This is a genomic window from Paraburkholderia sp. J10-1, from assembly GCF_905220165.1.
Lineage (GTDB): Bacteria > Pseudomonadota > Gammaproteobacteria > Burkholderiales > Burkholderiaceae > Paraburkholderia.
Map to the genome: position 1 here is coordinate 808,733 of NZ_CAJMYW010000001.1, position 23,748 is coordinate 832,480.

At 62.5% G+C, this 23,748-nt stretch carries 21 protein-coding genes; 15 read left to right on the forward strand and 6 right to left on the reverse strand.

Going from position 1 to position 23,748, the window contains the following annotated elements:
- Positions 1 to 239: 239 nt before the first annotated feature.
- Complete coding sequence (locus tag U5A65_RS03535) at positions 240 to 1,235, reverse strand: ParB/RepB/Spo0J family partition protein (protein ID WP_321908187.1); 996 nt, start codon at positions 1,233 to 1,235, stop codon at positions 240 to 242.
- Positions 1,232 to 2,440: an AAA family ATPase gene (locus U5A65_RS03540; protein WP_028208684.1), complete on the reverse strand. Its 1,209-nt coding sequence runs from the start codon at positions 2,438 to 2,440 to the stop codon at positions 1,232 to 1,234. Before U5A65_RS03540 ends, U5A65_RS03535 begins: the two co-directional genes overlap by 4 nt.
- Positions 2,441 to 3,833: 1,393 nt before the next feature.
- Here U5A65_RS03540 and U5A65_RS03545 point away from each other — a divergent pair.
- The 5 genes from U5A65_RS03545 to U5A65_RS03565 all read left to right on the forward strand — a co-directional run bounded on the left by U5A65_RS03545 (position 3,834) and on the right by U5A65_RS03565 (position 7,549).
- On the forward strand, positions 3,834 to 5,177 hold the full coding sequence (locus U5A65_RS03545; protein WP_321908184.1) for a replication initiation protein: 1,344 nt from the start codon (positions 3,834 to 3,836) through the stop codon (positions 5,175 to 5,177).
- Between the two features lie 493 nt (positions 5,178 to 5,670).
- The gene (locus U5A65_RS03550; protein ID WP_321945491.1) at positions 5,671 to 5,814 is read left to right on the forward strand and encodes a hypothetical protein; all 144 of its coding nucleotides are present in this window, start codon (positions 5,671 to 5,673) and stop codon (positions 5,812 to 5,814) included.
- 171 nt (positions 5,815 to 5,985) lie between these two features.
- Positions 5,986 to 6,519 carry a PAAR domain-containing protein gene (locus U5A65_RS03555; RefSeq protein WP_321945492.1) on the forward strand — a complete coding sequence of 178 codons (534 nt, stop codon included), beginning with the start codon at positions 5,986 to 5,988 and terminating at the stop codon, positions 6,517 to 6,519.
- Positions 6,520 to 7,080: a lysozyme gene (locus tag U5A65_RS03560; protein WP_321945493.1), complete on the forward strand. Its 561-nt coding sequence runs from the start codon at positions 6,520 to 6,522 to the stop codon at positions 7,078 to 7,080.
- On the forward strand, positions 7,064 to 7,549 hold the full coding sequence (locus U5A65_RS03565) for a lysozyme inhibitor LprI family protein (RefSeq protein ID WP_321945494.1): 486 nt from the start codon (positions 7,064 to 7,066) through the stop codon (positions 7,547 to 7,549). Before U5A65_RS03560 ends, U5A65_RS03565 begins: the two co-directional genes overlap by 17 nt.
- A 508-nt stretch (positions 7,550 to 8,057) precedes the next feature.
- Here the strand turns inward: U5A65_RS03565 and argG are convergent.
- Positions 8,058 to 9,392 carry an argininosuccinate synthase gene (argG, locus tag U5A65_RS03570; protein ID WP_110383903.1) on the reverse strand — a complete coding sequence of 445 codons (1,335 nt, stop codon included), beginning with the start codon at positions 9,390 to 9,392 and terminating at the stop codon, positions 8,058 to 8,060.
- Positions 9,393 to 9,554: 162 nt separating this feature from the next.
- The gene (locus U5A65_RS03575) at positions 9,555 to 10,238 is read right to left on the reverse strand and encodes a GntR family transcriptional regulator (RefSeq protein WP_321945495.1); all 684 of its coding nucleotides are present in this window, start codon (positions 10,236 to 10,238) and stop codon (positions 9,555 to 9,557) included.
- 213 nt (positions 10,239 to 10,451) lie between these two features.
- Here U5A65_RS03575 and U5A65_RS03580 point away from each other — a divergent pair, with 213 nt between their 5' ends.
- From U5A65_RS03580 to U5A65_RS03595, 4 genes are all read left to right on the forward strand, one after another.
- Positions 10,452 to 11,864: an MFS transporter gene (locus tag U5A65_RS03580; RefSeq protein WP_321945496.1), complete on the forward strand. Its 1,413-nt coding sequence runs from the start codon at positions 10,452 to 10,454 to the stop codon at positions 11,862 to 11,864.
- Entirely contained in the window at positions 11,861 to 13,219 is a 1,359-nt protein-coding gene (locus tag U5A65_RS03585; protein ID WP_321945497.1) for an MmgE/PrpD family protein, read from the forward strand. The genes U5A65_RS03580 and U5A65_RS03585 overlap by 4 nt, the downstream gene beginning before the upstream one ends.
- Positions 13,212 to 13,895, forward strand: coding sequence for an MmgE/PrpD family protein (locus U5A65_RS03590; protein ID WP_321945498.1), 684 nt, complete (start codon positions 13,212 to 13,214; stop codon positions 13,893 to 13,895). The genes U5A65_RS03585 and U5A65_RS03590 overlap by 8 nt, the downstream gene beginning before the upstream one ends.
- A gap of 107 nt (positions 13,896 to 14,002) precedes the next feature.
- Positions 14,003 to 15,421: an MmgE/PrpD family protein gene (locus tag U5A65_RS03595; RefSeq protein WP_321945499.1), complete on the forward strand. Its 1,419-nt coding sequence runs from the start codon at positions 14,003 to 14,005 to the stop codon at positions 15,419 to 15,421.
- 8 nt (positions 15,422 to 15,429) lie between these two features.
- Here U5A65_RS03595 and U5A65_RS03600 read toward each other — a convergent pair whose 3' ends face one another.
- Positions 15,430 to 16,440: a glycosyltransferase family 2 protein gene (locus tag U5A65_RS03600; protein ID WP_321945500.1), complete on the reverse strand. Its 1,011-nt coding sequence runs from the start codon at positions 16,438 to 16,440 to the stop codon at positions 15,430 to 15,432.
- Between the two features lie 64 nt (positions 16,441 to 16,504).
- Positions 16,505 to 16,768, reverse strand: a complete 264-nt coding sequence (locus U5A65_RS03605; RefSeq protein WP_321908164.1) for a hypothetical protein — start codon at positions 16,766 to 16,768, stop codon at positions 16,505 to 16,507.
- Between U5A65_RS03605 and U5A65_RS03610 the strand changes: the two genes are divergently transcribed.
- The 6 genes from U5A65_RS03610 (at position 16,767) to U5A65_RS03635 (ending at position 23,742) form a co-directional block, all read left to right on the forward strand.
- A complete protein-coding gene (locus U5A65_RS03610) occupies positions 16,767 to 17,852 on the forward strand; it encodes an FUSC family protein (protein WP_321908162.1) in 1,086 nt (361 codons plus the stop codon). The two genes, U5A65_RS03605 and U5A65_RS03610, sit on opposite strands and share 2 nt — an antisense overlap.
- Before the next feature lie 352 nt (positions 17,853 to 18,204).
- Positions 18,205 to 19,479: an MFS transporter gene (locus tag U5A65_RS03615; RefSeq protein WP_321945501.1), complete on the forward strand. Its 1,275-nt coding sequence runs from the start codon at positions 18,205 to 18,207 to the stop codon at positions 19,477 to 19,479.
- 117 nt (positions 19,480 to 19,596) lie between these two features.
- A complete protein-coding gene (locus tag U5A65_RS03620; RefSeq protein WP_028204520.1) occupies positions 19,597 to 20,526 on the forward strand; it encodes a LysR family transcriptional regulator in 930 nt (309 codons plus the stop codon).
- Between the two features lie 141 nt (positions 20,527 to 20,667).
- Positions 20,668 to 21,162, forward strand: a complete 495-nt coding sequence (locus U5A65_RS03625; protein WP_321908157.1) for a hydroxyquinol 1,2-dioxygenase — start codon at positions 20,668 to 20,670, stop codon at positions 21,160 to 21,162.
- A 42-nt stretch (positions 21,163 to 21,204) separates the two neighbouring features.
- Positions 21,205 to 22,224 carry a hydroxyquinol 1,2-dioxygenase gene (locus U5A65_RS03630; protein ID WP_321934627.1) on the forward strand — a complete coding sequence of 340 codons (1,020 nt, stop codon included), beginning with the start codon at positions 21,205 to 21,207 and terminating at the stop codon, positions 22,222 to 22,224.
- Positions 22,225 to 22,275: 51 nt separating this feature from the next.
- Positions 22,276 to 23,742: an aldehyde dehydrogenase family protein gene (locus tag U5A65_RS03635; RefSeq protein WP_321908154.1), complete on the forward strand. Its 1,467-nt coding sequence runs from the start codon at positions 22,276 to 22,278 to the stop codon at positions 23,740 to 23,742.
- The last annotated feature ends 6 nt before the right edge of the window (positions 23,743 to 23,748 follow it).

A 23,748-nucleotide genomic window follows, 5' to 3' on the forward strand; every position in this document is an offset into this window, starting at 1 on the left:
GTTTCCGCTCGACAGCTCTACGCTAGCCAGGCGCACTCCGCCCCGTCGTGTGTCGACTCGACACACGACGCGGTCCGTCGCGTTCCACCGACCGGCGAGCAGCTGTCCGGCGCGGATCCTTGATGCGCCGTCTGCAGCCGCAGGTGCGGGTTGTGTCGACTTGACACACAATCCAAGCCACAAAAAGAAAAAGCCCGCCGAAGCGGGCTTCCCTCCACACCAACAATCCCAAGACTCGATCAGCCTGGCTTTACGTTGAACAGCTGACTAATCAGCTCCCGGATTTGCGTTTCCTGAGCATCCGAAAGCACGCCCGTCTTGAGCTTCACCGTAAAGCTGTTGGTATCTTTGGTGATGCTCCCGGCGTGGCTCTTGCCCGAAAAAATCTTCTCGATGCTGCGCTCGGAAACGCTTTCAGTCGACTCACCCCGGCTAGCTTGTGCACCGATCGCCGCAGCCAGCTTACCTTGATCCAGCGTCCGGCCGACTACGGCCGGCCACAACTCGCGCGCCGCCGAAAGCCCTGCCACCCCATACTTCTTGATCGCCGAAACAACCTCGTCTGCAGCCGATCCGCCGAGCAGTCGGGGATTCAAATCAAGATCGCGTCGAATGAAATCCGGCAGATTTTCAAAGGCCAAAAACCGGTACAAGCCCTTGCGCGACATACCCAGCGCCTCGGCCATGCGCTTGCGAGTCGGAAACTCCCGTTCGGCGCGGCGCAGCGATTGCCCAATCTCATAATCAGTGAGGTCTTCGCGACCGACGTTTTCGACCAGCGCGAGCACGGCCATGTCCTGATCGGAACACTCGATCACCGAGGCACGAATGTCCTGCGCCTGAATCAGGGCGTGCGCACGCAGACGTCGTTCGCCGGCGATCAGCTGATAGCCGTTCTCCGCGCGGCGAACGACGACCGGCTCCACAAGCCCGACTTCGCGGATCGATTCGGCGAGCGATGCCAGGCCCTCGTCGCTGAAAATCTTGCGCGGCTGCCACGGGTTCGGCTGAATGGCGTTCACCGGAAGCATGAGCTTGTCGCTCGTGTTCTCCAGTTCCTGGATGCGCTGCTGCGCCACCGCCAACGCGCCGAGCATGCCCGGTCCGGTCTTGAACGCGCTGCTGCGGCGCGGCTCCGCCGGAGCCACGGCAGCCGGGCGTTCGGCAGCGGGCCGCTCCGAAGACGAGCCGAGTTCAGCGGTCTTCGCCGCCATCTTGTCGCGGAATGAACTCACTTGCCGGCCCTCCATTGTTCTACGTAAAGATCGTCAATCCACTGTACGTAATCCGTCAGCGGCTGACGCACGCGCGCCACCGTCTTGTCTGCGAGGTCGCCCTTGCTGATATCGAACACGGTGGCCATGGCCAGTGCGCCGTTGCTCATCGCGGAGCTGGCCGGCACCTCGAGCGCGTTCACCCAATCCTTGTAGGTCCGCTGCACCCAGGAGCGCACGACCGGTGCCGACGACGTTTTGCCGTAGTCCACCTTCGAAAGCAGAACGGAGACGAAGTCGTACGTCTTCTCGTCACCGCGTTCCATGATCGTGTGCGCGAGGTCGGAAAACAGGCTCCAGAACGACACCGAGCTGATGAAATCCAGGCTCTCGGGCACGAGCGGCATGACCATCGCGTCGGCGGCCATGAGCGCATTGATTGTGAGATAGGACAGCGACGGCGCCGTATCCAGAATGATGTAGTCGTATTGCTTGCGCAGCACTTCCACGCCCTGGCGCAGCAGGTCCCAGAACTTGAATCCCGGGTTCTTGATCACCGTGCCCGGAATATGGAACTCTGCGGAAAAAAGCGTGGGGTGCGCCGGAATCACATCGAGCCCATCCCAGTAGGTCTCCTGCACGAAGTTCAGCAGGCCGCCTTCCATATGCGGGTCGTAGATGAACGGCAGGACCGTGCTATCCTCGGTCACTTCCTTTTCGGCATACAGACCACAGAGTTCCGTCAGCGACGCCTGCGGATCCAGGTCGATCAGCAGGACCTTGCGGCCGCGCAAGGTCAGGCCTTGAGCGAGACACATGGTCGTGGTCGTTTTCGTCGAGCCGCCCTTGAAGTTGGCAACGAGAATTACCTTGCCGTCAGCGTCGCGTACGCCGGTATGGAGCGGCGTCTGATAAATATCGGAAACCTGCTGGACCCAGGTTCTCGCTTCCGGCAGCGTGAAGACCCGGCTTCGCCCGGACCCTTGTGCCACGCCTTGCGGGAGGCCCTCGCGGGTGGCAAGCAGATTGTTTAGTTTGATGCGGTCAATGCCGCACATCTCTGCGACCTGAGCCGACGTAAAGGTGGGCGCCATCTTTCGCGGCCGCGGCGCCAGCATCATCTCCCGAAGCTCTTCAGACAGACGGCCAGCCTCTTCGGCAAACTCAGTGATCGCGGAAAGATCCACACGTCGATCGATCGACGGCAATTCGATAGTTTTCGCCATTAATACGCTTTTTATCAGAATTTGGATAAAGCGTAGAATACAGGAAAAGTGTGTGAAAACACACTAATTGAGGGCGATATGAAAAAAATGACCCTTCAAAACGGCCCGTATGGCCCTCGCGAGACATTTCCAAGGCCAACGTACTAATAGAACCGGCAAAGCCACCAGCGCCCGTATAGGCCTGCTCTGTCCGATATGCCTATTTTTTGCGCAATCACCCAGGGTCGGAACGATTCGTCGCAGCGCTCACGGTCGAGGTTTTTGTGCAAATGCAGTTACCAATCGGATCCACACTAACTGCATCGCTTGCAGATACCCCTTGCGGTCACGGTTTTTGTGCACTTCCGTCGGCGATTACGACGGCGCGCGAAGATGACGGCGCCGGGTAACGATTTTTGTGCTTCCTGATTTCTGCTACCGCGCTTAGCCAGCCACGACTGCACAAAAACCGTTACCGCGTGCGTCTGGAAAAGGGCTCTGCCGCGTACGCCCCACCCTGCATTGCACAAAAACCGTTACCCCGTTGCCTCGCCATGTGCCTCATGGCTGCGAATCCGGGCATCCTGGTGGTCAAATTCCCCAAAAAGCCTTCCCGCGCTCTAGCTGCACAAATTCCGTTACCGCTCGCCTATGGCGAACCAGTGAACCGCGACGCCTCAACGGCACAATTAACGTTACCTCCCGGAGCGCTGTACTTGGTCTGCACAAAAAACGTTGCTATCGCGGCCTGTCTCAGGCTTGCACAAAATCCGTTGCCTTCGGCAATTCCTGTCGAAAAGTCACCCTGAGTCGAGTCTCACCGACAACCGTTGCCCGGTTCACCCCGATCTCGGCCGCTCATTAGATCTTCTGCACATAAACCGCTTCCTTGAATCAGCCGTTCTGCACAGAAATCGTTACCCGTCGATGTGTTCCACCGGTCCGAAGGCGGCGCGCGTCCTGAGTCCTGATCGCTGAAAGCCTTGTCAAATGGGCCTTTGCGGGCACTTTTGCGTAAATATTTTGACCAGTTTGCGAGACACAGCACGTCAAATTTCGCGCAGAGCATCTTTTTTGAGCGCGGTTTGTTTGTTTACTTAAAGATAAAAACCCACCAACCAACTAACGTACGCATGCGTTTCCTTTGATTTCAAGGGCTTGTTCGTCAAAAGCACCGTTCTCTGTGCTCGCTGCACCGTTTTATGTGCAGCGAAGTTCCGTTTTATGTGCTGCAGGTGTAGAGAAATTTGTGCACTCAGGTACGTTTATTGTGCGCGAGTCAAATCGGGCGCCTGTTTGAGGTAACGTTTATTGTGTTGACTTGTGTTTGCGTAGTGATAGAGTGCCCGCCAATGTCGACGGGGAGAGCGTGCGTATGTCGGAGGAGAGCGGGCGAAGGACAACAACACTGCAGATGTCGCTGGGTCTCTTTGAGGAGATGTCCGGCCAGCCGATCAATGAGAGCACGCGCGAGATCGGCTTTCAGCGCAACAACGTGTTCGTCGCCATCAACGGGCTTGGGCTGTCGTCGCGCCGTTTCATCGACGCCGCCTATTTCATTGCCGCCCAGGAGCCCGCACCGCGCGATACCTACGACGTCGACCTGAACTACTTCAAGTGGCTCATGCGCTATGAGAGCCGCAACGTGCGCCATTTGCAGAGCGTCATCAAGGAAGCACAGCGCGTGCTGATCGAGGTGACCGACACGCCGCCCGACCGCGCGCCCAACGAAGACGACCAGTGGATATCCGAGCAGCTGATGGGCAGCGTCAAGATCGGCAAGGGGCGCATCCAGTTCCGTATTCCGCCGCTCATGCTGCGCCACATCACCGGGCCCGACAAGCATCACTGGCTGAACCTGTGCATCACGGCGTCGTTCTCGCAAACCTACGCCCGCGCGATCTACGACTACGTGCTGCCCTACGTGGCAGCGGGCCTGACCGACTGGATCGAGCTCGACGTCATGCGGCGCTGGCCCGGCAAACTCGGTACGAGCGCGTCGGAGTTCAAGCACTTCCGGCCCAAGTACCTCGACCCCGCGGTGCGCCAGATCAACGAGCTATCCGACATCGACCTGAGCTACGAAACCCGGGCCGACTCGGAAACCTCGCGCAAAATCAACAAGATCCGCTTTCGGATGAAGCGCAAGGACACGGTCGCGGCGCTGCTCTCCCGGCAGCCCGACGCGCACGACCTGTTGCTCACGCTCAAGGAGGAGTTCGGCCTGAGCAACAAGCAGTTCGACGTGATTGCGGAGCACCGCATGAGCTGGACCGACGAGCGCATCCAGCAGGCCATCGAATACACGCGTTTCCGGCTCAACCAGGGCAAGGTGACCAAGAGCCCCGCGGGCTATCTGATGAAGGCGCTGAGCCACAACTGGCAGGTCTCGGAGGCCGAGCGGAAGATGGTGGCGATCCAGAGCGAGCTGGCCGTGGCAGCGACCGCTCAGGAGAGCGCCAGGACGGTCGCGACCACGGCGGTGAAGCAGAGCATCGCGGCGCGCGACGAAGAGGCGAGGTCGCAGCGCAACGAGGAGGTCAAGCAAGGCCGCGAGCACTTCGAATCGGCCGACGAAAAGACCCGCAAGGAGCTGGTGCGGCTCTACATTGCCTCGCAGGCCGGCAAGCTCATGCTGCGCCGCCTGAAGCTCGAGGCGGGGGCCCTCTCCGACGCGAACATCCTCAACCACTCCGATTTGTCGTGGTACTTCGGGCAATTCGTCTACGGGAAGATGAAGCAGCTTGCCGTGCAGTGAGTGTCTTCAATACGCTTGACGGCTGATAGGCCGGTGGGCGTATTGAGGCAACGCCTGGCAGCCCGTCACTGCCTATCGCGTTCACGCGGTGAAAAATCTCCAGCCGATCAATGGGTTAGGGCACTCGTCCCAGGCGTTCTCCACAAGTTTGTCACCACAATCTGTGGAGAAGTTTGGTCCACGGCGCGCAGGTCACACGAACGTCTGCACGGTTTAGGTTCAACAATCCAGGCGTTCACCTGCCGGATCTGAGTCCGCGCGGCTGTCCCTTTGCGCCCACAGACTTCTACGGGCACGCGGACAGGGAGACGCGCGAGCGTCTGTCAGTGCCTCCGATCTGCCAACTTTGTTTAGTGCCCGCTCATCCTCATGCCGTCTTCCCGAGCGTGCCGTTTCCTGAGCCGGTACGGATGCCGTGCAACGTCAATTTAAAGGCGGCGCAAAGAGTTGGTCAGTGAAATCGCCGGTCTTGCGGTGGAGCTGGATGACCAGTATGCCGTCATCGAACGCATGTCTGACCTGGCACAGGCAGCTGCGTTCGCGCAACGACCGCAAGCGCCTCGAGCGCATTTCGCGCTTCATTGAGGTGGCGAAGCAGGCTGCGACCAACTACCCCGACTTACTCGTCACTGGCTGATACCGATCAGCCTCTACACCATTTCTCATTTGTTTCATGCGTTACGTATCGGACTGCGAATCAATTTCGGATTTGTCCGGTTGCAGGCGACCAGTTGGTCAACGGAGCATGAACAAACATCATCGGTCGCGTCACCGGGCAGGTTGTTCTTCTATTTCACGGAGGTGTCGAATGAGGCGAGCCATTCTGAAGAAGGGTGACAAAACAACGGCTGGCGGCGTCGTGCTCGAAGGCATCGAAACCTGTACACACCACGGTACGCCAATGACGTTCATCGGCGCGAAGATATGGTGTTGCGCATGCAACTCGGAAGGCGTGATTGGTTGGAAGGGGCCACATCGAACAGCGACGATGATGGGCAAGCAGCAGGCCCTGGAGGGCGATATCTGCTTGTGCAAGTGCGATCCGCCGCCTGTGCTTCTTGCGTCGCAGAAGAGCGCCTGGCATGTGTTCGAGGCGCATGAGTTGGGGGAAGCAACAGGCGCAGGCCAATTGATGGCTGGCGGAAATCCCGGCAGGTATGACGAACAGTTCACGCTTCGCGACGCGAAGGGTTCACCGCTCGCAGACACGTACTACACCGTTCGCATGTCTTCGCGCGAACTACGACACGGCGTAACTGATTCACGCGGACACACCGAGCGCTACGAAACGGACGGCGTTCAATCCATCAAACTCTATCTTGGTCACAGACAGGAGGCGTAAATGTCTGACGCACTTTGTACGGTAAAAACGAACACCGATCCGAACTCAAACGTCACAGCGTATACGCAGCGTTTGTGTAAACCGTGGAAAATGTCGGAAGACGGCATTAGATTTCTTGAGGGTTGGGAAGCGTATAGTGCAACGATGTATGACAAAGACGGAAGTAAGGACGGGAACGCTACGGTCGGATACGGCCATCTGGTCCACTTAGGAAAAATCTCCGGCGCTGTGTCCGAGAAGCCCTTTCTTAAGCGCATTACGGAGCCGCAAGCGGAGGCACTTCTTCGACAAGATATCGGATGGGCTGAGGGGATAATCAACGACACCGTTAAGGTGCCGCTGTTTCAGTTTGAGTATGATGCCTTGGTATGTTTCATGTATAACTTGCAGCGACACGGAAACGGGATGCTAGATTTTGTCAATACCGGACAATACAACAAAGTCGGCGACAAGATGAGGACGTATGCGACATCGAAAGGTCATCCTGTGAAGGGCTTACTCAGGCGTCGCCATCGTGAGGCGGAAATGTTCGAGGCGGGAGTTTATGATTCGTCACACTGACATTCTATGTGCTCTGGCGATTCTCCCGATCTTTGCGAGTGCGAAGACTGTCTATTCTGGGGAATTTGACTACCACTACTTCAAATCGCCTGAAGCCTACTTTTCGGGACGATCCGCCGCCGAGGTCGCACATATGTGCGACTCAGGCGAGCATGCGAGTAACGAGGATCTGGGACAGTGTTCCCACTTAAAGTTCAACAAGTCGAGCAACCAACTAGACAAAAGGCTTAAAACGGTACGCCTGATGAACGAGAAAGGCGATAAGTCACTTAAAACTACCGGCGACCCAGCGGCATCGCCTTACTTCGAGAAAGCGCAAAACGCGTGGTATACGTATCGTGATAACGAATGCTATAGCGAAACCTACGCCATGGGTGAAGCGGCCGAACGCGAGATATTCTTTTGGGAATGTATGGCGAATATCACGAACAGTCGTGTGAAGGAACTAGACGATCTATTAAAAAATTGATTGGCAGTTTGCGAGTATGCGAATGGAAAAATCACAGGGTGTGATTTCCATGAAAACGAAGAGCAAATCCATACTACGTGGCAGCGGATTGCGGCCGGCATCGAGGGCTACATCGGGGAGCATCGCTGCAAGCTCGCGGCGCTCTTCCTGCATTCCGCTCGCTGCTGATGATTGACCTCAAGGATGCTGCCCGGCCACAACCGCTGGAGGGCGTGCGAATACTGACCTGTTCGCTTTTCGCTGCCCCGGTGCTGGCGGACCGGAAGAGTAAGCCGTTTGATGTCTAGCCCTATCACCAGGGGATGGCGTTCATGCTGAATCGTGGCGCGTTGGTAGAGGGGCAACTCGTCCGGCGACGGTTTCATGGCGAGGTGGCGCTAGCCGTTGTGACGTGGAGCTGCTTTGTCACCACAATCTGTGGGTAACTCGAACGCCAGATACCACCCCGCGAAGCCATAAAAAAAGGGAAGGCGCAGTGCCTTCCCTTTCTTCATCAAGCGACGACCCCTTACTTCTTCTCGTCGTTCAGTTGCGGCAGCGTATAAGCCGCACCCGGCGCGAGCAGGCCGACCTTCGAGTACACGCGCAGTTTCTCGCGCGTGTCGGTGATGTCGAGGTTGCGCATCGTGAGCTGGCCGATACGGTCGCGCGGCGAGAACGTCGAGGCGACCTTCTCCATCGACAGACGCTCCGGCTGATACGTGAGGTTGTCCGACTTCGTGCTGAGGATCGAGTAGTCGTTGCCGCGGCGCAGTTCGATCTTCACTTCGCCGGTGATGGCGCGCGCCACCCAGTGCTGGGCCGTTTCACGCAGCATGATGGCTTGCGGGTCGAACCAGCGGCCCTGGTACAGCAGGCGGCCCAGACGGCGGCCGTTCTCGCGGTACTGCTCGATGGTGTCTTCGTTGTGGATGCCCGTCACGAGGCGCTCGTACGCGATGTAGAGCAGCGCCAGGCCCGGGGCTTCATAGATGCCGCGGCTCTTCGCCTCGATGATGCGGTTCTCGATCTGGTCGCTCATGCCCAGACCATGACGGCCGCCGATGCGATTCGCTTCGAGCAGCAGTTCCACGGCGTTCGGGAAAGTCTGGCCGTTTAGCGCGACCGGCTGGCCTTCCTCGAAGCGGATCGTCACTTCTTCGCGGTCGATCTTGACGTCGTCGCGCCAGAACGCCACGCCCATGATCGGGTTCACGATCTTGATGCCGCTTTCGAGGCTCTCGAGGTCCTTCGCTTCGTGCGTGGCGCCGAGCAGGTTCGAGTCGGTCGAGTAAGCCTTTTCAGCCGACATCTTGTACTCGAAGCCCGACTGGCGCATGAACTCGGACATTTCCGAGCGGCCGCCGAGTTCGTCGATGAACTGCTGGTCGAGCCACGGCTTGTAGATCTTCAGGTCCGGATTGACGAGCAGGCCATAACGGTAGAAGCGCTCGATGTCGTTGCCCTTGTAGGTCGAACCGTCGCCCCAGATGTTGACGCCGTCTTCCTTCATCGCGGCCACGAGCATCGTGCCCGTCACGGCGCGGCCGATCGGGGTCGTATTGAAGTACGTGACGCCGGCCGTCGAGATGTGGAACGCGCCGCATTGCAGGGCGGCGATGCCTTCCGCCACGAGCTGCGCGCGGCAGTCGATCAGGCGTGCACCGGCAGCGCCGTATTCGGTCGCGCGGCGCGGGATCGAATCGTAGTCGTCTTCGTCGGGCTGGCCCAGGTTCGCCGTATAGGCGTAAGGCACGGCGCCCTTGAGCTTCATCCAGTGCAGCGCGGCGCTGGTGTCGAGGCCGCCGGAGAAGGCGATACCGACCTTTTGGCCGGTCGGAAGGCTTTCAAGAATTGTGCTCATGATCAGAAAGAACCCGGTAGAACGAGAATGCGGAGGGAATTCGGTCGAATCGTCAAGTATGTTGTATCCCTGGCCTTTCGGCAAGCCTGGCGGGTAGGGCGGCAGGCCCCGTTCGACGCGGCATCCGCGTAAATAAAAAAGGGGCGCAGCGAGGGTGCGTGCTCAGCGCAGCCTGTCCCACGCGGCTTCAATCGCATGTAGTGCGCCCATCACGATCGAGCGGTTCAGCGCGGCGGCCAGCACGCCGTCGCGCTCGGCGTAGGCCTCGCACAGCCGCTGGTGGTCGGTGCACGACCGCTGCAAGCGCCCCGGCAGCGACGTGCTCAGGTGGCGCAGGCGGTTCGTGCGCATGCGCATGGAGTCCAGCACTTCCTTGAAGATGCCATTGCGGCTCACGCGCAGTTCCTCGTCGCGAAACGCGACGTTTGCCCAGAAGTAGCCGTCCACGTCGCCCTTGGCCGCGACTTCGGCCAGCTTGCCATGCGCGCGCCAGAGCGCCGCGATGTCCTCGTCCGTGGCGTGCTCGACGATCGCGAGCGACACCTGGCCGTAGAGCAGGGCGCGCAGCGCATAGATTTCGCGCACTTCTTTGAGCTGCATGGCGGCCACGCGCGGGCGGCGGCGCGGCGACCAGTCGACGAGTCCCTCGCGCGTGAGCGCGAAAAGCGCCTCGCGCACTGGCGTGCGGCTCACGCCGAAGCGTTTGGCGAGATCGACTGAATTCAGGTCGTCGCCGGGACGCAGCCGGCCTTCGATGATGCCGCGCGCCACCCAGTCGACGATCTCGGCCACGCTCGACGGGTCGCCCGTTTCCGGGGCGGCCATTACGTCGACATCTTCATCCATGCGCTTTCCCCCGAGGCGCCGCGACCGGCCGCAGCGCCGCCGATTGTAACAAATCCAGAGTCGGCTTCGCTTTCGAAGTCACAGGCTGGTTGTTTAAGTGTATACACTAAGACGAGAATATCTCGGTAAAACGCGAAATGTCGCCATATACTGCCTCATACTGTCGACACTAAAACAAAGTCCGATCGGCTGCCCGTCAGGCAAGGAGACGCCATGTACATGGGAACTGAGATTGCCGGGTCAACGCACGTCGAGGCGAGCGTCTCGGCGCGGCTCGACCGGCTGCCGCCTACGCGGTACTTTCGCGGGCTCGTCGCCCGCATCGCGGTGGGCGGCTGGTTCGAGTTCTACGAGATGTTCATGGCGGCCTATATCTCGCTGGGCCTGATCCACAGCGGGCTGTACCGCGCCACCACCGCCGGCCTCTTCGACGTCAACGGCTTCGCCAGCTTCCTCGGTTCGTTCTTCGCGGGCATGTTCGTCGGCACCGTGGCGCTGGGCGGGATTACCGACCGCTTTGGCCGGCGCGTGGTGTTCACGTTTGCCATGCTGACGTACTCCGTGGCGAGCTTCATCGCCGCCTTCCAGCATTCGCCGCTGGGCATGGACGCCTGGCGCTTCGTGGCGGGCGTGGGCATCGGCATGCAGCTCATCACTGTCGACACTTACATTTCCGAACTCACGCCGCGCGACGCGCGCGGGCGCTACACGGCGTTCAGCATCCTCGTCATTCTCACTTCGGTGCCCGTGGTCGCCGTGATTTCCTATGTGCTCGTGCCGCGCACCTTCCTCGGCATGGAAGGCTGGCGCTGGGTGATGATCATCGGCGTGGCCGGCGCGGTTTTTATCTGGTTCATTCGCCACGGCTTGCCGGAGTCGCCGCGCTGGCTGGAGAGCAAAGGGCGCGTGAGCGAGGCGCGCCAGATCGTCGACGAGATCGAGCGCAAGGTGGTCGCCGAAACCGGCAAGCCGCTCGCCGAACCGCCCGATGGCCCGGACGCGAGCCAACTGCAGGCACGCGGCGCGTGGATCGAGATGTGGCAGGGACGCTACTTCAAGCGCACGGTGATGCTCTCGCTCTTCAACTTCTGCCAGACCTTCGGTGTGTACGGCTTCGGCGCGTGGGTGCCGGTGCTGTTGTATTCGAAGGGCATCACGATCACGCATTCGCTGCTCTACACCATGGTGATCGCCATTACGACGCCGCTCGGCGCGATTGGCGCCATGGCGTGCGCGGAGCGCTTTCAGCGCAAGTGGCAGCTGGTCGGCTGCGCCATCGTCGTGGCCGTGGCGGGCGTGATGTTCGGCCAGGTGCGCGACCCGGTGCCGATCCTGCTTTTCGGCAGCGCGGTCACGATCGCGAACAACTGGCTCATCGGCATTTTCCACACCTATCAGGCCGAGCTGTATCCCACGCGCATCCGCGCGCGCGCCGTGGGCTTCGTCTTCAGCTGGAGCCGCGTGAGTTCGATCTTTGTCGGCTTCTGGGTGGCGGCGCTGCTCAAGCACTACGGCGTGCCCGCCGTGTTCCTGCTGATTTCGTCGGCCATGGTCGTGATCGTCGTGGCGGTGGGCGTGTGGGGTCCGAAAACCAACGGTGTCCGTCTAGAGGAGTTGTCGCAATGAGGGGTTCCATCGCCGCGGCGTTCGCGCAGGGCTTGTATGGGCTGGCACAACGTCCGTTGCCCGCCGGCGTTTTGAAGGAAGCGAAGCGTTCGTTCATCAACGTTGTGGGCACAACAATAGGCGCGTGCATGCATCCGGGCGTGGAGGCGATACTCGCCGCTGCGCGCGATCTGGGCGCTGCGCTCGAGGCGTGCGTGCTGGGCCGGACTGAGCGCACCGACGTGCATTTCGCCGCGCTGGCGAACGGCTTCGCCGGTCATCTGGACGATTTCGACGATACGCATCTCGCCACCGTCATCCATCCCGCCGCGTCCACGCTCGCGGTGCTCACCGCGCTCGCGCCGCAAATGCGGCCCACCGGCGCACAGGCGCTCACGGCTTTCGCGCTGGGATGCGAGGCGCAATTACGCGTGGGCGTGGCAATCTCGCCGGAGCACTACGACCGGGGCTGGCATATCACGGGCACGTGCGGCGTGATTGGCTGCGCAGTCACGGCGGCGCTGTTGCTCGGGCTAGACGAAGCCAAACTTAAGGAGGCCGTATCGATTGCGGCTTCGATGTTCATCGGGCAGCGCGAGGCCTTCGGCACCATGACCAAGCCGTTTCATCCCGGCAAAGCGGCTGCCAACGGCATCGACGCAGCAAGGCTCGCGAAGTACGGACAGCAGGCGGCTGCGGATATTTTCGAAGCGCCGGGAGGCTACGCGCGATCGCTCTCGACGAAGGTGGACTTCGAGCGCATGAACGGCGAGTTCGGCGAGCGCTGGGAACTGCTGTTCAACACCTATAAGCCCTATCCGTGCGGGATCGTCGCGCATCCGGCCATCGACGCGGGCCTCGCGATTGCGGGCCGCATTGCGGATGCCGCTTCAGTCGACGCGATCGTGTTGCGCTGCCATCCGCTCGTGCCCGAGCTGATGGGCAATCCGCAGCCGCATGACGGCCTGCAGGCACGTTTCAGCGCGATCCATGGCGTGGCCGCCGCGCTGTGCGACGGCCAGGTGGGGCTCGCGCAGTACGAGGACAGCCGCGTGACGCGCGACGACGTGAAGACGCTGCGCGCGAAAACAACGCTTGTGCCCGACGCCGCCGTGAACCGCGACGAGGTGTATATCGAGGCGCGGCTTCACGACGGCAGCGTTGTCGCGCATCACGTCGAGCACGCGCGCGGCAGTCTCGCGCGACCCCTGACTGACGAGGAACTGCGCGACAAGGTGCGCTTGCTGATCGACCCGCGACTTGGCGCAGGCGCGGCGGATCGTATTGCCGCTGCCGTTGAGAACGTGGAGCGCGCCGCCGGTCTCGATGCGTTCTTCGCCCTGTGCACGCCTAACAAGGATCTGGTTCATGCATAACCCCGCCGCTCACTCCGCCGTTGCCGACGCATTCGTGGCGCTTGCCGTCGCGCGGCCCGGCGCACGCGAACTCGAGGCCGCGCGCAGCGCGGTGGCCAACGCGCGCCGCTGCGCTGCGCAGCCCCGCAATGCCAGTCCGCTGAGCGAAATGCTTGGCCAGGCCGCCGACGCGCGCTCGCGCGCGTGGCAGTTCGGCGCTGCGCTCGCCCCGCTGGATGCCGGTTCGACCGCCACGCCCGTCATTGCGGCAGCGCTTGCGCTGGGCGAGTCTCTCGAGGCCGCCGATGAGGACATCGCCGCTGCCGTCGCGGTCGGTACGCGCGCTTCGGCGCGGCTGGGGGCCGCCTTGGACGACGAAGCGTTTCGCGCGCGCTGGAACGTGGCCGCGTCGCTCGGGATTGTGGGGGCGACGCTCGCGGCAGCGCGTCTTCTCGGGCTCGACGCGCTGCGCACGCGCCACGCGCTCGGCATTGCCGCCACGCAGGCCGCAGGGCTTGCACGCAACGTGGGCGAAGTCATGGGCGCGCTGGAGACCGGCAAGGCGGCCGCCGACGCCATCGAAGCGGCCTTGCTCGCGAAGCACGGCTTTACGAGCGCGGCGGCTTCGATAGACGGACGGCGCGGGCTGGCCGCGCTCATGGCCTATCGTTTCGACGCGGGCGCCATTACGGCATGAGCCGCAGCTAGCAGAACGATATCAATACGGATTCCGAACGGATAAAGATGCCAATAACGCCTTCGCCATCGCGCCGCCGCATGCTTCAGTGCGCCGCGGCGTACAGCATGCTGCCTGTCCTCGGCGCAAAGCACGCATTTGCCGCCGACGTATCGCCTTCGTCATCGCCCGACGACACCGGCATCACCGCGCAACTCGCGCGCTACATCGTCGCCGCGCTCGACAAGCCGTTACCCGACGCCGTGCTGATCGAATGCAAGAACCACATACTCGATACCATCGGCGCGATGGTGTCGGGTTCCCGCATGCGACCCGGCATGCTGGCGACGCAATACGTCCGTTCGCTTGGCGGCGCACCCCAGGCTTCGGTCGTTGGCTCGGACCTGCGCACGAGCGCCGTGAACGCCGCGCTCGCCAACGCCATGTGCGCGCACTCCGACGAGACCGACGACTTCGAGCCCGTCACGAAGGCGCACCCCGGCTGCTCCACGGTGCCCGCCGCGCTCGCGCTAGGCGAAGCACAGGGCGCATCGGGCGCGGCGTTCGTGCGTGCCGTCGCGCTGGGTTACGACACCGCGTGCCGGCTTCTCATGGCGCTCGGCCCGGACCTCGTGCGCGCGACACATCGCAGTGCGGAAGGCACGGCCTCGACGTTCGGCGCGCTTGGTGCGGCCGCTGCGCTTGCACGGCTCGACGAACGCCAGACGCGTTACGCGATCTCTTACGCGGCGCAACAGGTTTCTGGGCTGTGGAGTTGGGTGAAGGACCGCGATCACATCGAAAAGGCGTTCGATTTCGCGGGTATGGGCGCGCGCAATGGCGTGATGGCGGCAACCATGGTGCAGTCGGGCATGACCGGCGTGGCCGACGTGCTCGACGGCACGCACAATCTCTTCATTGCGCTCTCCACGAAGCCGCAGCCCCCGGCGATGATCGACCAGCTCGGCAGCCGCTTCTTCGTGACCGAAACGGCGATCAAGACGTATTCGGTGGGCTATCCGATTCAATCCCCGCTCGACGCATTGCTCACGCTGCGGCGGCAATATCAGCTCACGCCGGACAACGTGCGAACAGTGGCGGTGAAGGTGCCGCCCGACGCCATCGGCATTGTCGGTGACAGCGCGATGCCCGACGTCAACTGCCAGCACATGGTGGCGCTGGCGCTCGTGAAGGGCGCGGTGTCGTTCGCGGACAGCCACGACGCCGCGCTCATGCGCGACCCGCAGATCCTGGCGCAGCGCGCGAAGGTGAGTGTCGCTGCGGACCCGAAGCTGAGCGACCCGGCCGCGCCGCGCGGCGGCATCGTCGAAGTGACGTTGACGGACGGGCGCACCGTGAGCCACTACACGCGCTTTCCGCCCGGCACGAAAGAGAACCCACTGAGCGTCGCGCAGGTGAACGAGAAGGCGCGCGATCTCATGGAGCCGGTGCTCGGCCAGCAAAAAACCGCGCAACTGATCGAGCGGATCAACGCGCTGGAGCACGTCGCGAACGTCGCCGACCTGCGGCCGCTGTTCACGGCGTGAAACGCGCGTTACGGCATGCGCGTTCGGGAAGTATCCACGCCTGGCTCGTCCTTGATGGCCAACAGGGCGACGGACTCAGTGCCGGGCCGCCGCGTGGCCTTCCAGATCATCAGCAGATGGTAGTAAAGGCGCGGGCTGAAGCCGAAGCGGTACGCGTAGAGATTGCCGAGCGCGAGCTGCAGCCCGGCGCGCGCTTCGCGATTGCGCGCGAGCAGCGAGACCACGATCGGCACGAGCCGGCGCATGGCGAGCTTGCGGGCCGGTTCGAGTTCGCGCGGCAGCGCGAGGCCGTTGAGAAAGCGCCACGCCGAGATCGACGACGCATTGATGCTCGTGCGTGTTGCCTGGGAAACCGAAACATCGGTGATGCGATAGCACGAGACGTATTCGTTCACGTAGCACACACGTTTTGCGGCGAGACAAAGCTGCGTGCCGAACACGTAGTCGCAGCAGGTGCCGTAGCGGTCATCGTAGCCGATGCGCTTGACGAGTGCCGCATTCGCGAGCCAGCCGTTGTTGGGGAACATCTGCACGATGCCCACGCGGCCCGGCGGGTTTTGCAGGCCCGCCGCGCTGGCCGTACGGTGATAAGCGATGTTCATGCGCTCGCTGGCCGCGTGCATGATGCGCCCGTCATGGTCGGTTTCGTATTGATCGCCGAACGCGACTTCGAGATCCGGGTAGCGCTCCCACTGCGCAAGCAGCTTCTCGATGCAGTGCACGAGCAGGTAGTCGTCGTCGTGGATCAGGAGGATCTTGTCTCCGCTCGCGCGCTCGAAGAGGCTGGCCACGTTGGGCGCCTGGCCGAGCGCGGGCACGTTGCGCCGGTAGGCGATGCGCGGGTCGTTGCCGTAACGCGAGGCGACCAGTTGCGCCGTGCGGTCGTCGCTCGAGTCGTCGCCGATCACGATCTCGATGTTCGCATGCGTTTGCATGAGGCACGATTCGATGCAGCGAACGAGCAGTTCAGGCCGGTTGTACGTCGGCAGGCAAATGGAGACCTTCGTTGTTGTCGTCATGGGCAGACCCCAGTGCTTGAGGGATGCGGAGACGTTCGCAAAAAGCGGGTTCGTAATGCGAACTTCATCCGTTGGACATGACGGTAAATGAAAAAAACTCGAAAGAAATGGGAAATAATTCGGAAGGAATGCGACTTGCGCACGGCGGCCCGCAGAGCCTTTTGCGGCGGCCATCCGCGCAAGGCGCCGATCTTTTATCTGACAAATCGGAAAGAAAATCCGGGCGGCAAAATAATCCGGATTGATTGGTCAATGCACTGAGTGCCGGAACACTCGCGTCAATCGCGTTAACATTGGCGCTCCGCCTGACACGACCGCTGGCATCCATGGCTTCGATCTCCTACGCCCACAAACCGCTCACGCCGTTTCGCCGTGCGCTCGCCCGCTTTTCCCTCTCCGAACTCGCGAAATACACGAAGCTCACGCTCGGCATGTGGATCGGCTTCGGCGTTCCGTACGCGTGCGGATATCCCGAAGCGGCGGTCGCGCTCTCGGGTTCGGCCATGCTCACGCTCGCGCTCGGCAGTTCCATCTCGGCGGCGCGCGGCTACTTCTACAAGCGCGTGATGTCGAACCTCGTGGCAATGCCGATCGGCACGCTGCTGATCTGGCTGACCGCGCCGCATTTGTGGCTCGGGGTGATCCTGCTGCCGCTCGTGATCTTCACGATCGTGCGCATCAGGCCTTCGGTGTTCCAGATGACGAGCGTTACCGTGCCCATGACGCTCGTGCTGTACACGGGCGAGCACATACCGTTGCTGGAGCAGCGTTTGATTGGCGTGGTGCTCGGCATGCTGCTCGGTTTCATCATCCAGCAGATTGCGTTTCCGCCCGATCACGGCTTCTGGGCGAATACGCTCGTCAACGACGGCAACGCGCAGGCCGAAGCGTTGCTCACCGAGGTCGCAACGAAAACGCTGGACCGTGCAAAGCTGAAATCAGCGACGGCCGCACTGCGGGTGTCGAGCAGCAATCTGAAGCAGGCGCACGATCTGCTCAAGTCGGACCTGGAGCAGTCGTGGGTGTCGCCGCATCTGAAGCGCAACCGCGATCGGCTGCCGCTGTTCTCGTGCTACCACGAGCTATTCGATTCGATCGTCGGCTTTCTCGAAACGCTCGACACGTTCAACGCGCAATACGAGGCGCTGGACGCGCAATGGAAGGACGCGTACCGGCGTGGGCTCGCGCGCCTGGTGGACGTGCACCGGCAACTGGCTTCACAGGCCGACCTGCGGGTGGAACGCCCGGGTCTTCTCGTGGCGCCGCTCGCGCGCGAGGAACTACATGCGCTGGTCGAGACGCTCCCCGCCACGGGTGTGTTTACGAGCGTCTATCTCGGGCATTTGACCGGCTACGGCATTCTGCTCAACCGCTTGAGCGACATGCATACCGAGCACTTGCGCAAGGCGTGAGCGCGGCTATGCCTTAGACGTATTGGGCGTCTGCACTGGCATACCGCCCGGCGCAGGCGCGAGCGTCTACCCGTACTTCTCCTGGGGTGGGCGCGCCGCGCTACCACGCGTGGCGCGTTCCTGTCGCAGCCTCCCTTCAGCCTTGGCCGCCGGCCTTGCGCGCCCGATTGTTCGCGATTCGCAAATGACGTATTCGGGCGTTATCCGGTACTGATTACGCCTCGCTTGCGACTATCTTTGCGGCGTCGATGTCGATGGCGTCCTGCAAGCCTGCAGCGTGACACCTCGCGTCGCACACCGTTTTCGAACATGAGCGTGTGGCGCGGCATCCGGCCGGCCCAAGGAGACAGAGATGAAACCGAACACATGGGATACGGCCTACGAATGGAAGGCCGTGACGCTGCTGGCACTGGGCTTTGGCCTCGTGGGCCTCGACCGCTGGCTGATCGCGCCGCTGTTCCCGTCCATCATGAAAGACCTCAACCTCAATGCGCAGGATGTCGGCAACTGCATCGGCATACTCGGCCTGTCGTGGGGCTTGTTCGCGGCGGTCATGGGCGGCCTGTCCGACAAGGTCGGGCGGCGCAAGGTGCTGATTCCGGCGATCATCGCGTTCTCGTTGCTTTCGGGCTTCTCCGGCATCGCAGGCGGTTTTGCCAGCCTCCTGGCCGTGCGCGCACTGATGGGCGTGGCCGAAGGCTCGTTTTGCCCAACGAGCTTCGCCGCCACGGCCGATGCCTCGCACCCGAAGCGCCGCGGCTTCAATCTCGGGCTCCAGCAAAGCGGCTTCGCGCTGTTCGGGCTTGCGCTCGCGCCGATCATCGCCACGCAGTTGCTGGGGGTGATGAGCTGGCGCTGGGTGTTCGCGCTCGTCTCGGTGCCGGGCCTCATTCTCGGCCTGCTGATGTATCGCGTGATCCGGGAACCGCAAGGCGCCTCGTCGCCCGGCGCAGGCGCGCACGCGGCAAAGGCCGAACGCGGCCACTGGCGCGACGTGATCCGCAGCCGCAACATTCCCGTGGCCATGGTCGCGCTCTTCTGCGCCATGACGGGCGTGTTCGTGCTTGGCGCCATGCTGCCGCTCTACCTCACGCAGTATCTGTCGCTCGACACGCAGCGCATGGGCATCGTGGCCTCGGCGATCGGCTTTGGCGGTTTCGTCGGACAGTTCGGCTTGCCGGGTCTTTCGGATCTGCTGGGCCGGCGCATGGCGAGCATTCTCGGCTTCGTGGGCACCGCTGTCATGCTGATCGTGTTTCGTGGTCTCGGTGCACAGCCGCTCGAACTCTTCGCGGTGCTGTTCGCGGCTTCCTTCTTCACGCTGGGCCTCGTTTCGCTGCTCTCGGGACCCGTTGCCACCGAAGCCGCGCCGGCCGGCATGGTGTCGACTTCGATTGGCCTCGTGGTAGGCGCGGGCGAAATATTCGGAGGTGGCGTGGCGCCCGCGCTTGCAGGATTCGTTGCCGCGCATTTCGGTATCCAGAATATTTTGTGGCTGCCGATTGGCGCAGTTTTGCTCGGTGTCCTGGTGAGCCTCTTGCTCAAGGAAACCGCGCCCGCGAAGCTGCGGCGCAGCGAGACGGTTGCCGCCGCCGCGCCATTGCCCGCGGCGGGGCAGGCCGAGTAGGCGAAGCGCGCCGTCCACTTCGCCCACTCTTGCCATGCCGCTCGTGAAGCAGCGGCATGGCCGACGGGAAGCGGGCCCTATACTGGGAGGGCGCGAACCCATAAAGAAGAGAGGAGCATGGATCGATTCCTGAGCATCGAGGCTTTTGTGCGCGTCGCGGAAACGAGCAGTTTCGCGGAAGCGGCCCGGCAACTCGGCGTTACCAGTTCGGTCGTGACGAACCGCATCCAGCAACTGGAGAAGTTCGTCAACGCACCGCTCTTTCATCGCAGCACGCGGCACGTGCGCCTCTCCGAAGTCGGGGAGGCGTTTTATCGTGAATGCGCCGAGGTGGTGGGGCGCGTGAACGAGCTGACCGACCAGATGCGCGAACTGCGCGCCACGCCAACGGGCAGGCTGCGCATCCAGATACTGCCGGGCTTCGCGCTGGGCCATTTCGGCGCGCCGCTTGCCGAGTTCAATCGCCGCTATCCCGGCATTCAGCTCGATGTGATCGTCAATGACCGCGTGGTCGATCCGATCGAAGAAGGCTTCGACGTCGCTTTCCAGATCTTCCCGCCTATTTCCGATTCGCTGATCGAGCGGCGGCTCTTTTCCGTGCGGCGGCTCTTCTGCGCCACGCCCGCTTATGTGGAGGAGCATGGCGCGCCGCAGCATCCCCGCGAATTGCTGCAGCACACCACGGCGCTCTATTCGGGTTATCCCTCGCGCAACCGCTGGACGATGACGCGCGGCGACGAAGTCGTGGAGATGGAATTGCCCGGCATGATCCGCTCGAACTCCGTGCATTTGCTGCGCGACTACGCGCTCACGGGCGGCGGCGTGGTGTGCCTGCCTACGCTCGTGGCGAGCGAGGCGCTCCTGAACGGCTCGCTCGTGCCGATCCTCACCGACTACCACCTCTCGGCGTTGAGCTTCGCCGCCGTGTATCCCTCCACGCAGCGCCAGGCCCTGAAAGTGAAGGCGCTTGTCGAATTTCTCGCCGAATATCTGGGCCCCGAGCCCGCATGGGACGTGCCGTTGATCGAGCGCGGCTGGGTGCGCTAGCGCTCGCGGCGGGCCGCTGGATTTGCCTGCCGCGATTATTTGCGAAACGCGAATGCCGTAGTCGCCTGGCCGCCGGTTGTGGCCGCCGTGCAGCGCTCCTAAAGTTGTTTCCAACGACACCTTCCAAAACAGGAGACAGCCATGACCGATTCGTCGTTCCACACCCTCTTCGGCTCGCTCGAGCAGTACCGCAAGGGCGAGATCGAAATCACGAGCGGCGACGCCCGCCACTATGTTTTCTCGAACGTCTTCGAAGTCGCTGCAAACTCGGCGCCCTTTGAAAAGGTCGTGGTCGGCAAGAACCTCGAATACGTGATCGAGGTGCTGCGCACGCAGGGACAGTCGCGCTGGTTCGCCTGCGCACACGACGAGTTCGTGATTCTGATGGATGGTGAAGTGCGCATCGACTTCATCAAGCTCGATACGCCGCCCAAGGGCGCTACGGGCACGGTCGACGCGGGCGAGCAACCCGCAGGCCGCAAGATGGGCCACGTGGTGCTGCGCCGCGGACACCAGGCGCTGCTGCCGGCGGGCTGCGCGTATCGCTTCAGCGCGCAGAAGGCTGGCGTGGCGCTCGTGCAGACCATGGTCGGTGAACTGTCCGTGCAGAAGTGGGCAGATATCTGCCTGCACTGAAAACACGCGCCAACCCATCACTAGAGACGACTGGAGACACAAATGGCCACCCTCGAAACCCTCGACCACTCCGCAGGTTTTGCCGCCGACACCGTACGCGCGAGCGAGCCCGACGCCGTGACCGGCTATCGCCGCTACACGCTTGGCGCGTTCGAATTCACACGCGACGAATACTTCGTGAAGGTACTGTGGCCTGCGAAAGGGCAGACCCGCACGCACGCCATTCCCGCCGACGCCTTCCTGCGCGCGATGATGCGCGACGTGGCGTGGGGCTTCTTCTACGGCTGGGTGAATTTCGATCACGTGTTCGGCACGCGCAATCACTACGGCAAGGTGGACGTCTACGCCGGTTCGTTCAACGGCATCATGAAGGAAGCCGGCGTGGACTATATCGAGACCTTCGAAACGCCCACCATCATGGCGACCTTCAAGGCGATCCTGCACGACTGGACCAACGAAGGCTTCGACCCGTTCGCCGCGCCCGAGGAAACCGGCACCGCATTCGGCCGCAAGCATGGCGAGAACGACGCCGCAATCGAGCGCACGCGCATCGCCACGCGCCGCATGCCGGGCCTCGAAGGCGACTCGCCGCTGCGCGACGACCTGCCGGTGAACCGCGCCTTCGCCGACGTGCCTCAGGACAACCCCGAAGTGCACGCCGAGCCCGGCTTCGAAGGCGAGTTGCACGCGTTCAACCTCTTCAAGTACCTCTCGCGCTCGGACGTGACGTGGAACCCCTCGGTCACTTCGGTATGCGGGCAGAGCCTGTTTTGCCCGACCACGGAGGAATACATCCTGCCGGTTTTCCACGGCAACGACCGCGTGGAATGGTTCCTGCAGCTTTCCGACGAAATCGTCTGGGACATCGGCGACAAGAACACCGGCGCGCCGCGCGCCCGTATCACCATGCGCGCGGGCGACATCTGCGCCATGCCCGCCGATATCCGCCATCAGGGCTATTCGACCAAGCGCTCGATGCTGCTCGTGTGGGAGAACGCGACCGCGGACCTGCCCAAGCGCTACGAGAGCGGCGATCTCAAGCCGTATCCGGTCGACTTCTGAAAGCGCCGCGAAGTTATGCAGCATGCCTAAGCATTAATCGAGGATTGACTCATGCAAACGCAATTGTTCATCGACGGCCGATTCGTTGACGCCGTCGAAGGCGGCACGATCGACGTGCTGAACCCGCACGACGGCTCGTTGATCACGAAGATCGCCGCCGCCACCGCCGCTGATATCGATCTGGCTGTGGCCGCCGCCACGCGCGCTTTCCCCCAGTGGGCCGCGATACCCGCCGCCGAGCGTGGCCGGCTGCTGCTGCGTCTGGCCGACGCCATCGAAGCGAACGGTGAAGAGCTTGCGCAACTGGAATCGCTCGACACGGGGCACCCGATTCGCGATTCGCGCGCGCTCGACGTGCCGCGCACGGCGGCGTGCTTCCGCTATTTCGGCGGCATGGCCGACAAGCTCCAGGGCTCGGTCATTCCCGTTGAAACAGGCTTTCTCAACTACGTGCAGCGCGCGCCCATTGGCGTGGTGGGTCAAATCGTGCCGTGGAATTTTCCGCTCATGTTCACGAGCTGGAAGATGGGCCCGGCGCTCGCAGCCGGCAACACGGTCGTGCTGAAGCCCTCGGAAATCACGCCGCTTTCCACGCTGCGCATTGTCGAACTGATGGCGGAAGTCGGCTTTCCCGCGGGTGTCGTCAACATCGTGCCGGGCTATGGCCATACGGCCGGGCAGCGGCTCGCGGAGCACGAGGGCGTGGGCAAGATCGCTTTCACCGGATCGACGGCTACGGGGCGGCGCATTGTGGAGGCCTCGAAGGGGAACCTGAAGCGCGTCCAGCTCGAACTCGGCGGCAAGGGCGCCAATATCGTGTTCGACGACGCCAATCTCGACGCCGCCATCAACGGCGCCGCCTGGGCGATCTTCCACAACCAGGGCCAGGCGTGCATTGCCGGTTCGCGTTTGGTGCTGCACGAGCGTATCGCCGACGAATTTCTCGAACGCTTCGTGGCGCTCGCCACCTCGATTCGTGTGGGAAATCCTTTGGATTCCGAAACAGAAATGGGGCCGCTCACCTCGCTGCAACACCTGGAGCGTGTGAAGGCATTCGTGGATGTGGCGCGCGAGCAGGGCGGGCGCGTGCTCACGGGCGGAACCTCGCCGCAGGACCCCGCACTCGCCAACGGCTACTACGTGCGCCCGACGGTGATCGAGGCGAAGACGGCGGACGATCGTATCGCACAGGAAGAGGTGTTCGGCCCGTTCGTGACCGTGCTGCGCTTCAAGTCCGACGAGGAGGCGCTCGCCATTGCCAACGGAACCGAGTACGGGCTTGGCAGCGGCCTGTGGACGCGCGACCTGTCGCGCGCGCACAGCATGGCGGGCAAGATTCACGCGGGGATGTGCTGGGTGAACTGCTACAAGCGCGTGAATCCGGGCAGCCCGTTCGGCGGCGTCGGTCAATCGGGCTACGGCCGCGAAATGGGCTTCGAGGCGATGCACGACTACACGGAGGCCCGCTCGGTGTGGGTCAACGTGGACGCGCAGGTGCCCCCGCACTTCAAGCGTTGAGGCACG

What these genes read in the sequence shown, in the direction of transcription:
- U5A65_RS03605 (WP_321908164.1), bottom strand. Translation starts at nt 16,768, where the DNA reads ATGGATGCCAGCGGTCGTGTCAGGCGGAGCGCCAATGTTAACGCGATT.
- U5A65_RS03575 (WP_321945495.1), bottom strand. Translation starts at nt 10,238, where the DNA reads ATGGATGAAGATGTCGACGTAATGGCCGCCCCGGAAACGGGCGACCCG.
- U5A65_RS03595 (WP_321945499.1), top strand. Translation starts at nt 14,003, where the DNA reads ATGCTGCCTGTCCTCGGCGCAAAGCACGCATTTGCCGCCGACGTATCG.
- argG (WP_110383903.1), bottom strand. Translation starts at nt 9,392, where the DNA reads ATGAGCACAATTCTTGAAAGCCTTCCGACCGGCCAAAAGGTCGGTATC.
- U5A65_RS03545 (WP_321908184.1), top strand. Translation starts at nt 3,834, where the DNA reads ATGTCGCTGGGTCTCTTTGAGGAGATGTCCGGCCAGCCGATCAATGAG.
- U5A65_RS03555 (WP_321945492.1), top strand. Translation starts at nt 5,986, where the DNA reads ATGAGGCGAGCCATTCTGAAGAAGGGTGACAAAACAACGGCTGGCGGC.
- U5A65_RS03630 (WP_321934627.1), top strand. Translation starts at nt 21,205, where the DNA reads ATGGCCACCCTCGAAACCCTCGACCACTCCGCAGGTTTTGCCGCCGAC.
- U5A65_RS03590 (WP_321945498.1), top strand. Translation starts at nt 13,212, where the DNA reads ATGCATAACCCCGCCGCTCACTCCGCCGTTGCCGACGCATTCGTGGCG.
- U5A65_RS03625 (WP_321908157.1), top strand. Translation starts at nt 20,668, where the DNA reads ATGACCGATTCGTCGTTCCACACCCTCTTCGGCTCGCTCGAGCAGTAC.
- U5A65_RS03585 (WP_321945497.1), top strand. Translation starts at nt 11,861, where the DNA reads ATGAGGGGTTCCATCGCCGCGGCGTTCGCGCAGGGCTTGTATGGGCTG.
- U5A65_RS03635 (WP_321908154.1), top strand. Translation starts at nt 22,276, where the DNA reads ATGCAAACGCAATTGTTCATCGACGGCCGATTCGTTGACGCCGTCGAA.
- U5A65_RS03610 (WP_321908162.1), top strand. Translation starts at nt 16,767, where the DNA reads ATGGCTTCGATCTCCTACGCCCACAAACCGCTCACGCCGTTTCGCCGT.
- U5A65_RS03540 (WP_028208684.1), bottom strand. Translation starts at nt 2,440, where the DNA reads ATGGCGAAAACTATCGAATTGCCGTCGATCGATCGACGTGTGGATCTT.
- U5A65_RS03550 (WP_321945491.1), top strand. Translation starts at nt 5,671, where the DNA reads ATGCCGTCATCGAACGCATGTCTGACCTGGCACAGGCAGCTGCGTTCG.
- U5A65_RS03560 (WP_321945493.1), top strand. Translation starts at nt 6,520, where the DNA reads ATGTCTGACGCACTTTGTACGGTAAAAACGAACACCGATCCGAACTCA.
- U5A65_RS03580 (WP_321945496.1), top strand. Translation starts at nt 10,452, where the DNA reads ATGTACATGGGAACTGAGATTGCCGGGTCAACGCACGTCGAGGCGAGC.
- U5A65_RS03600 (WP_321945500.1), bottom strand. Translation starts at nt 16,440, where the DNA reads ATGACGACAACAACGAAGGTCTCCATTTGCCTGCCGACGTACAACCGG.
- U5A65_RS03615 (WP_321945501.1), top strand. Translation starts at nt 18,205, where the DNA reads ATGAAACCGAACACATGGGATACGGCCTACGAATGGAAGGCCGTGACG.
- U5A65_RS03565 (WP_321945494.1), top strand. Translation starts at nt 7,064, where the DNA reads ATGATTCGTCACACTGACATTCTATGTGCTCTGGCGATTCTCCCGATC.
- U5A65_RS03620 (WP_028204520.1), top strand. Translation starts at nt 19,597, where the DNA reads ATGGATCGATTCCTGAGCATCGAGGCTTTTGTGCGCGTCGCGGAAACG.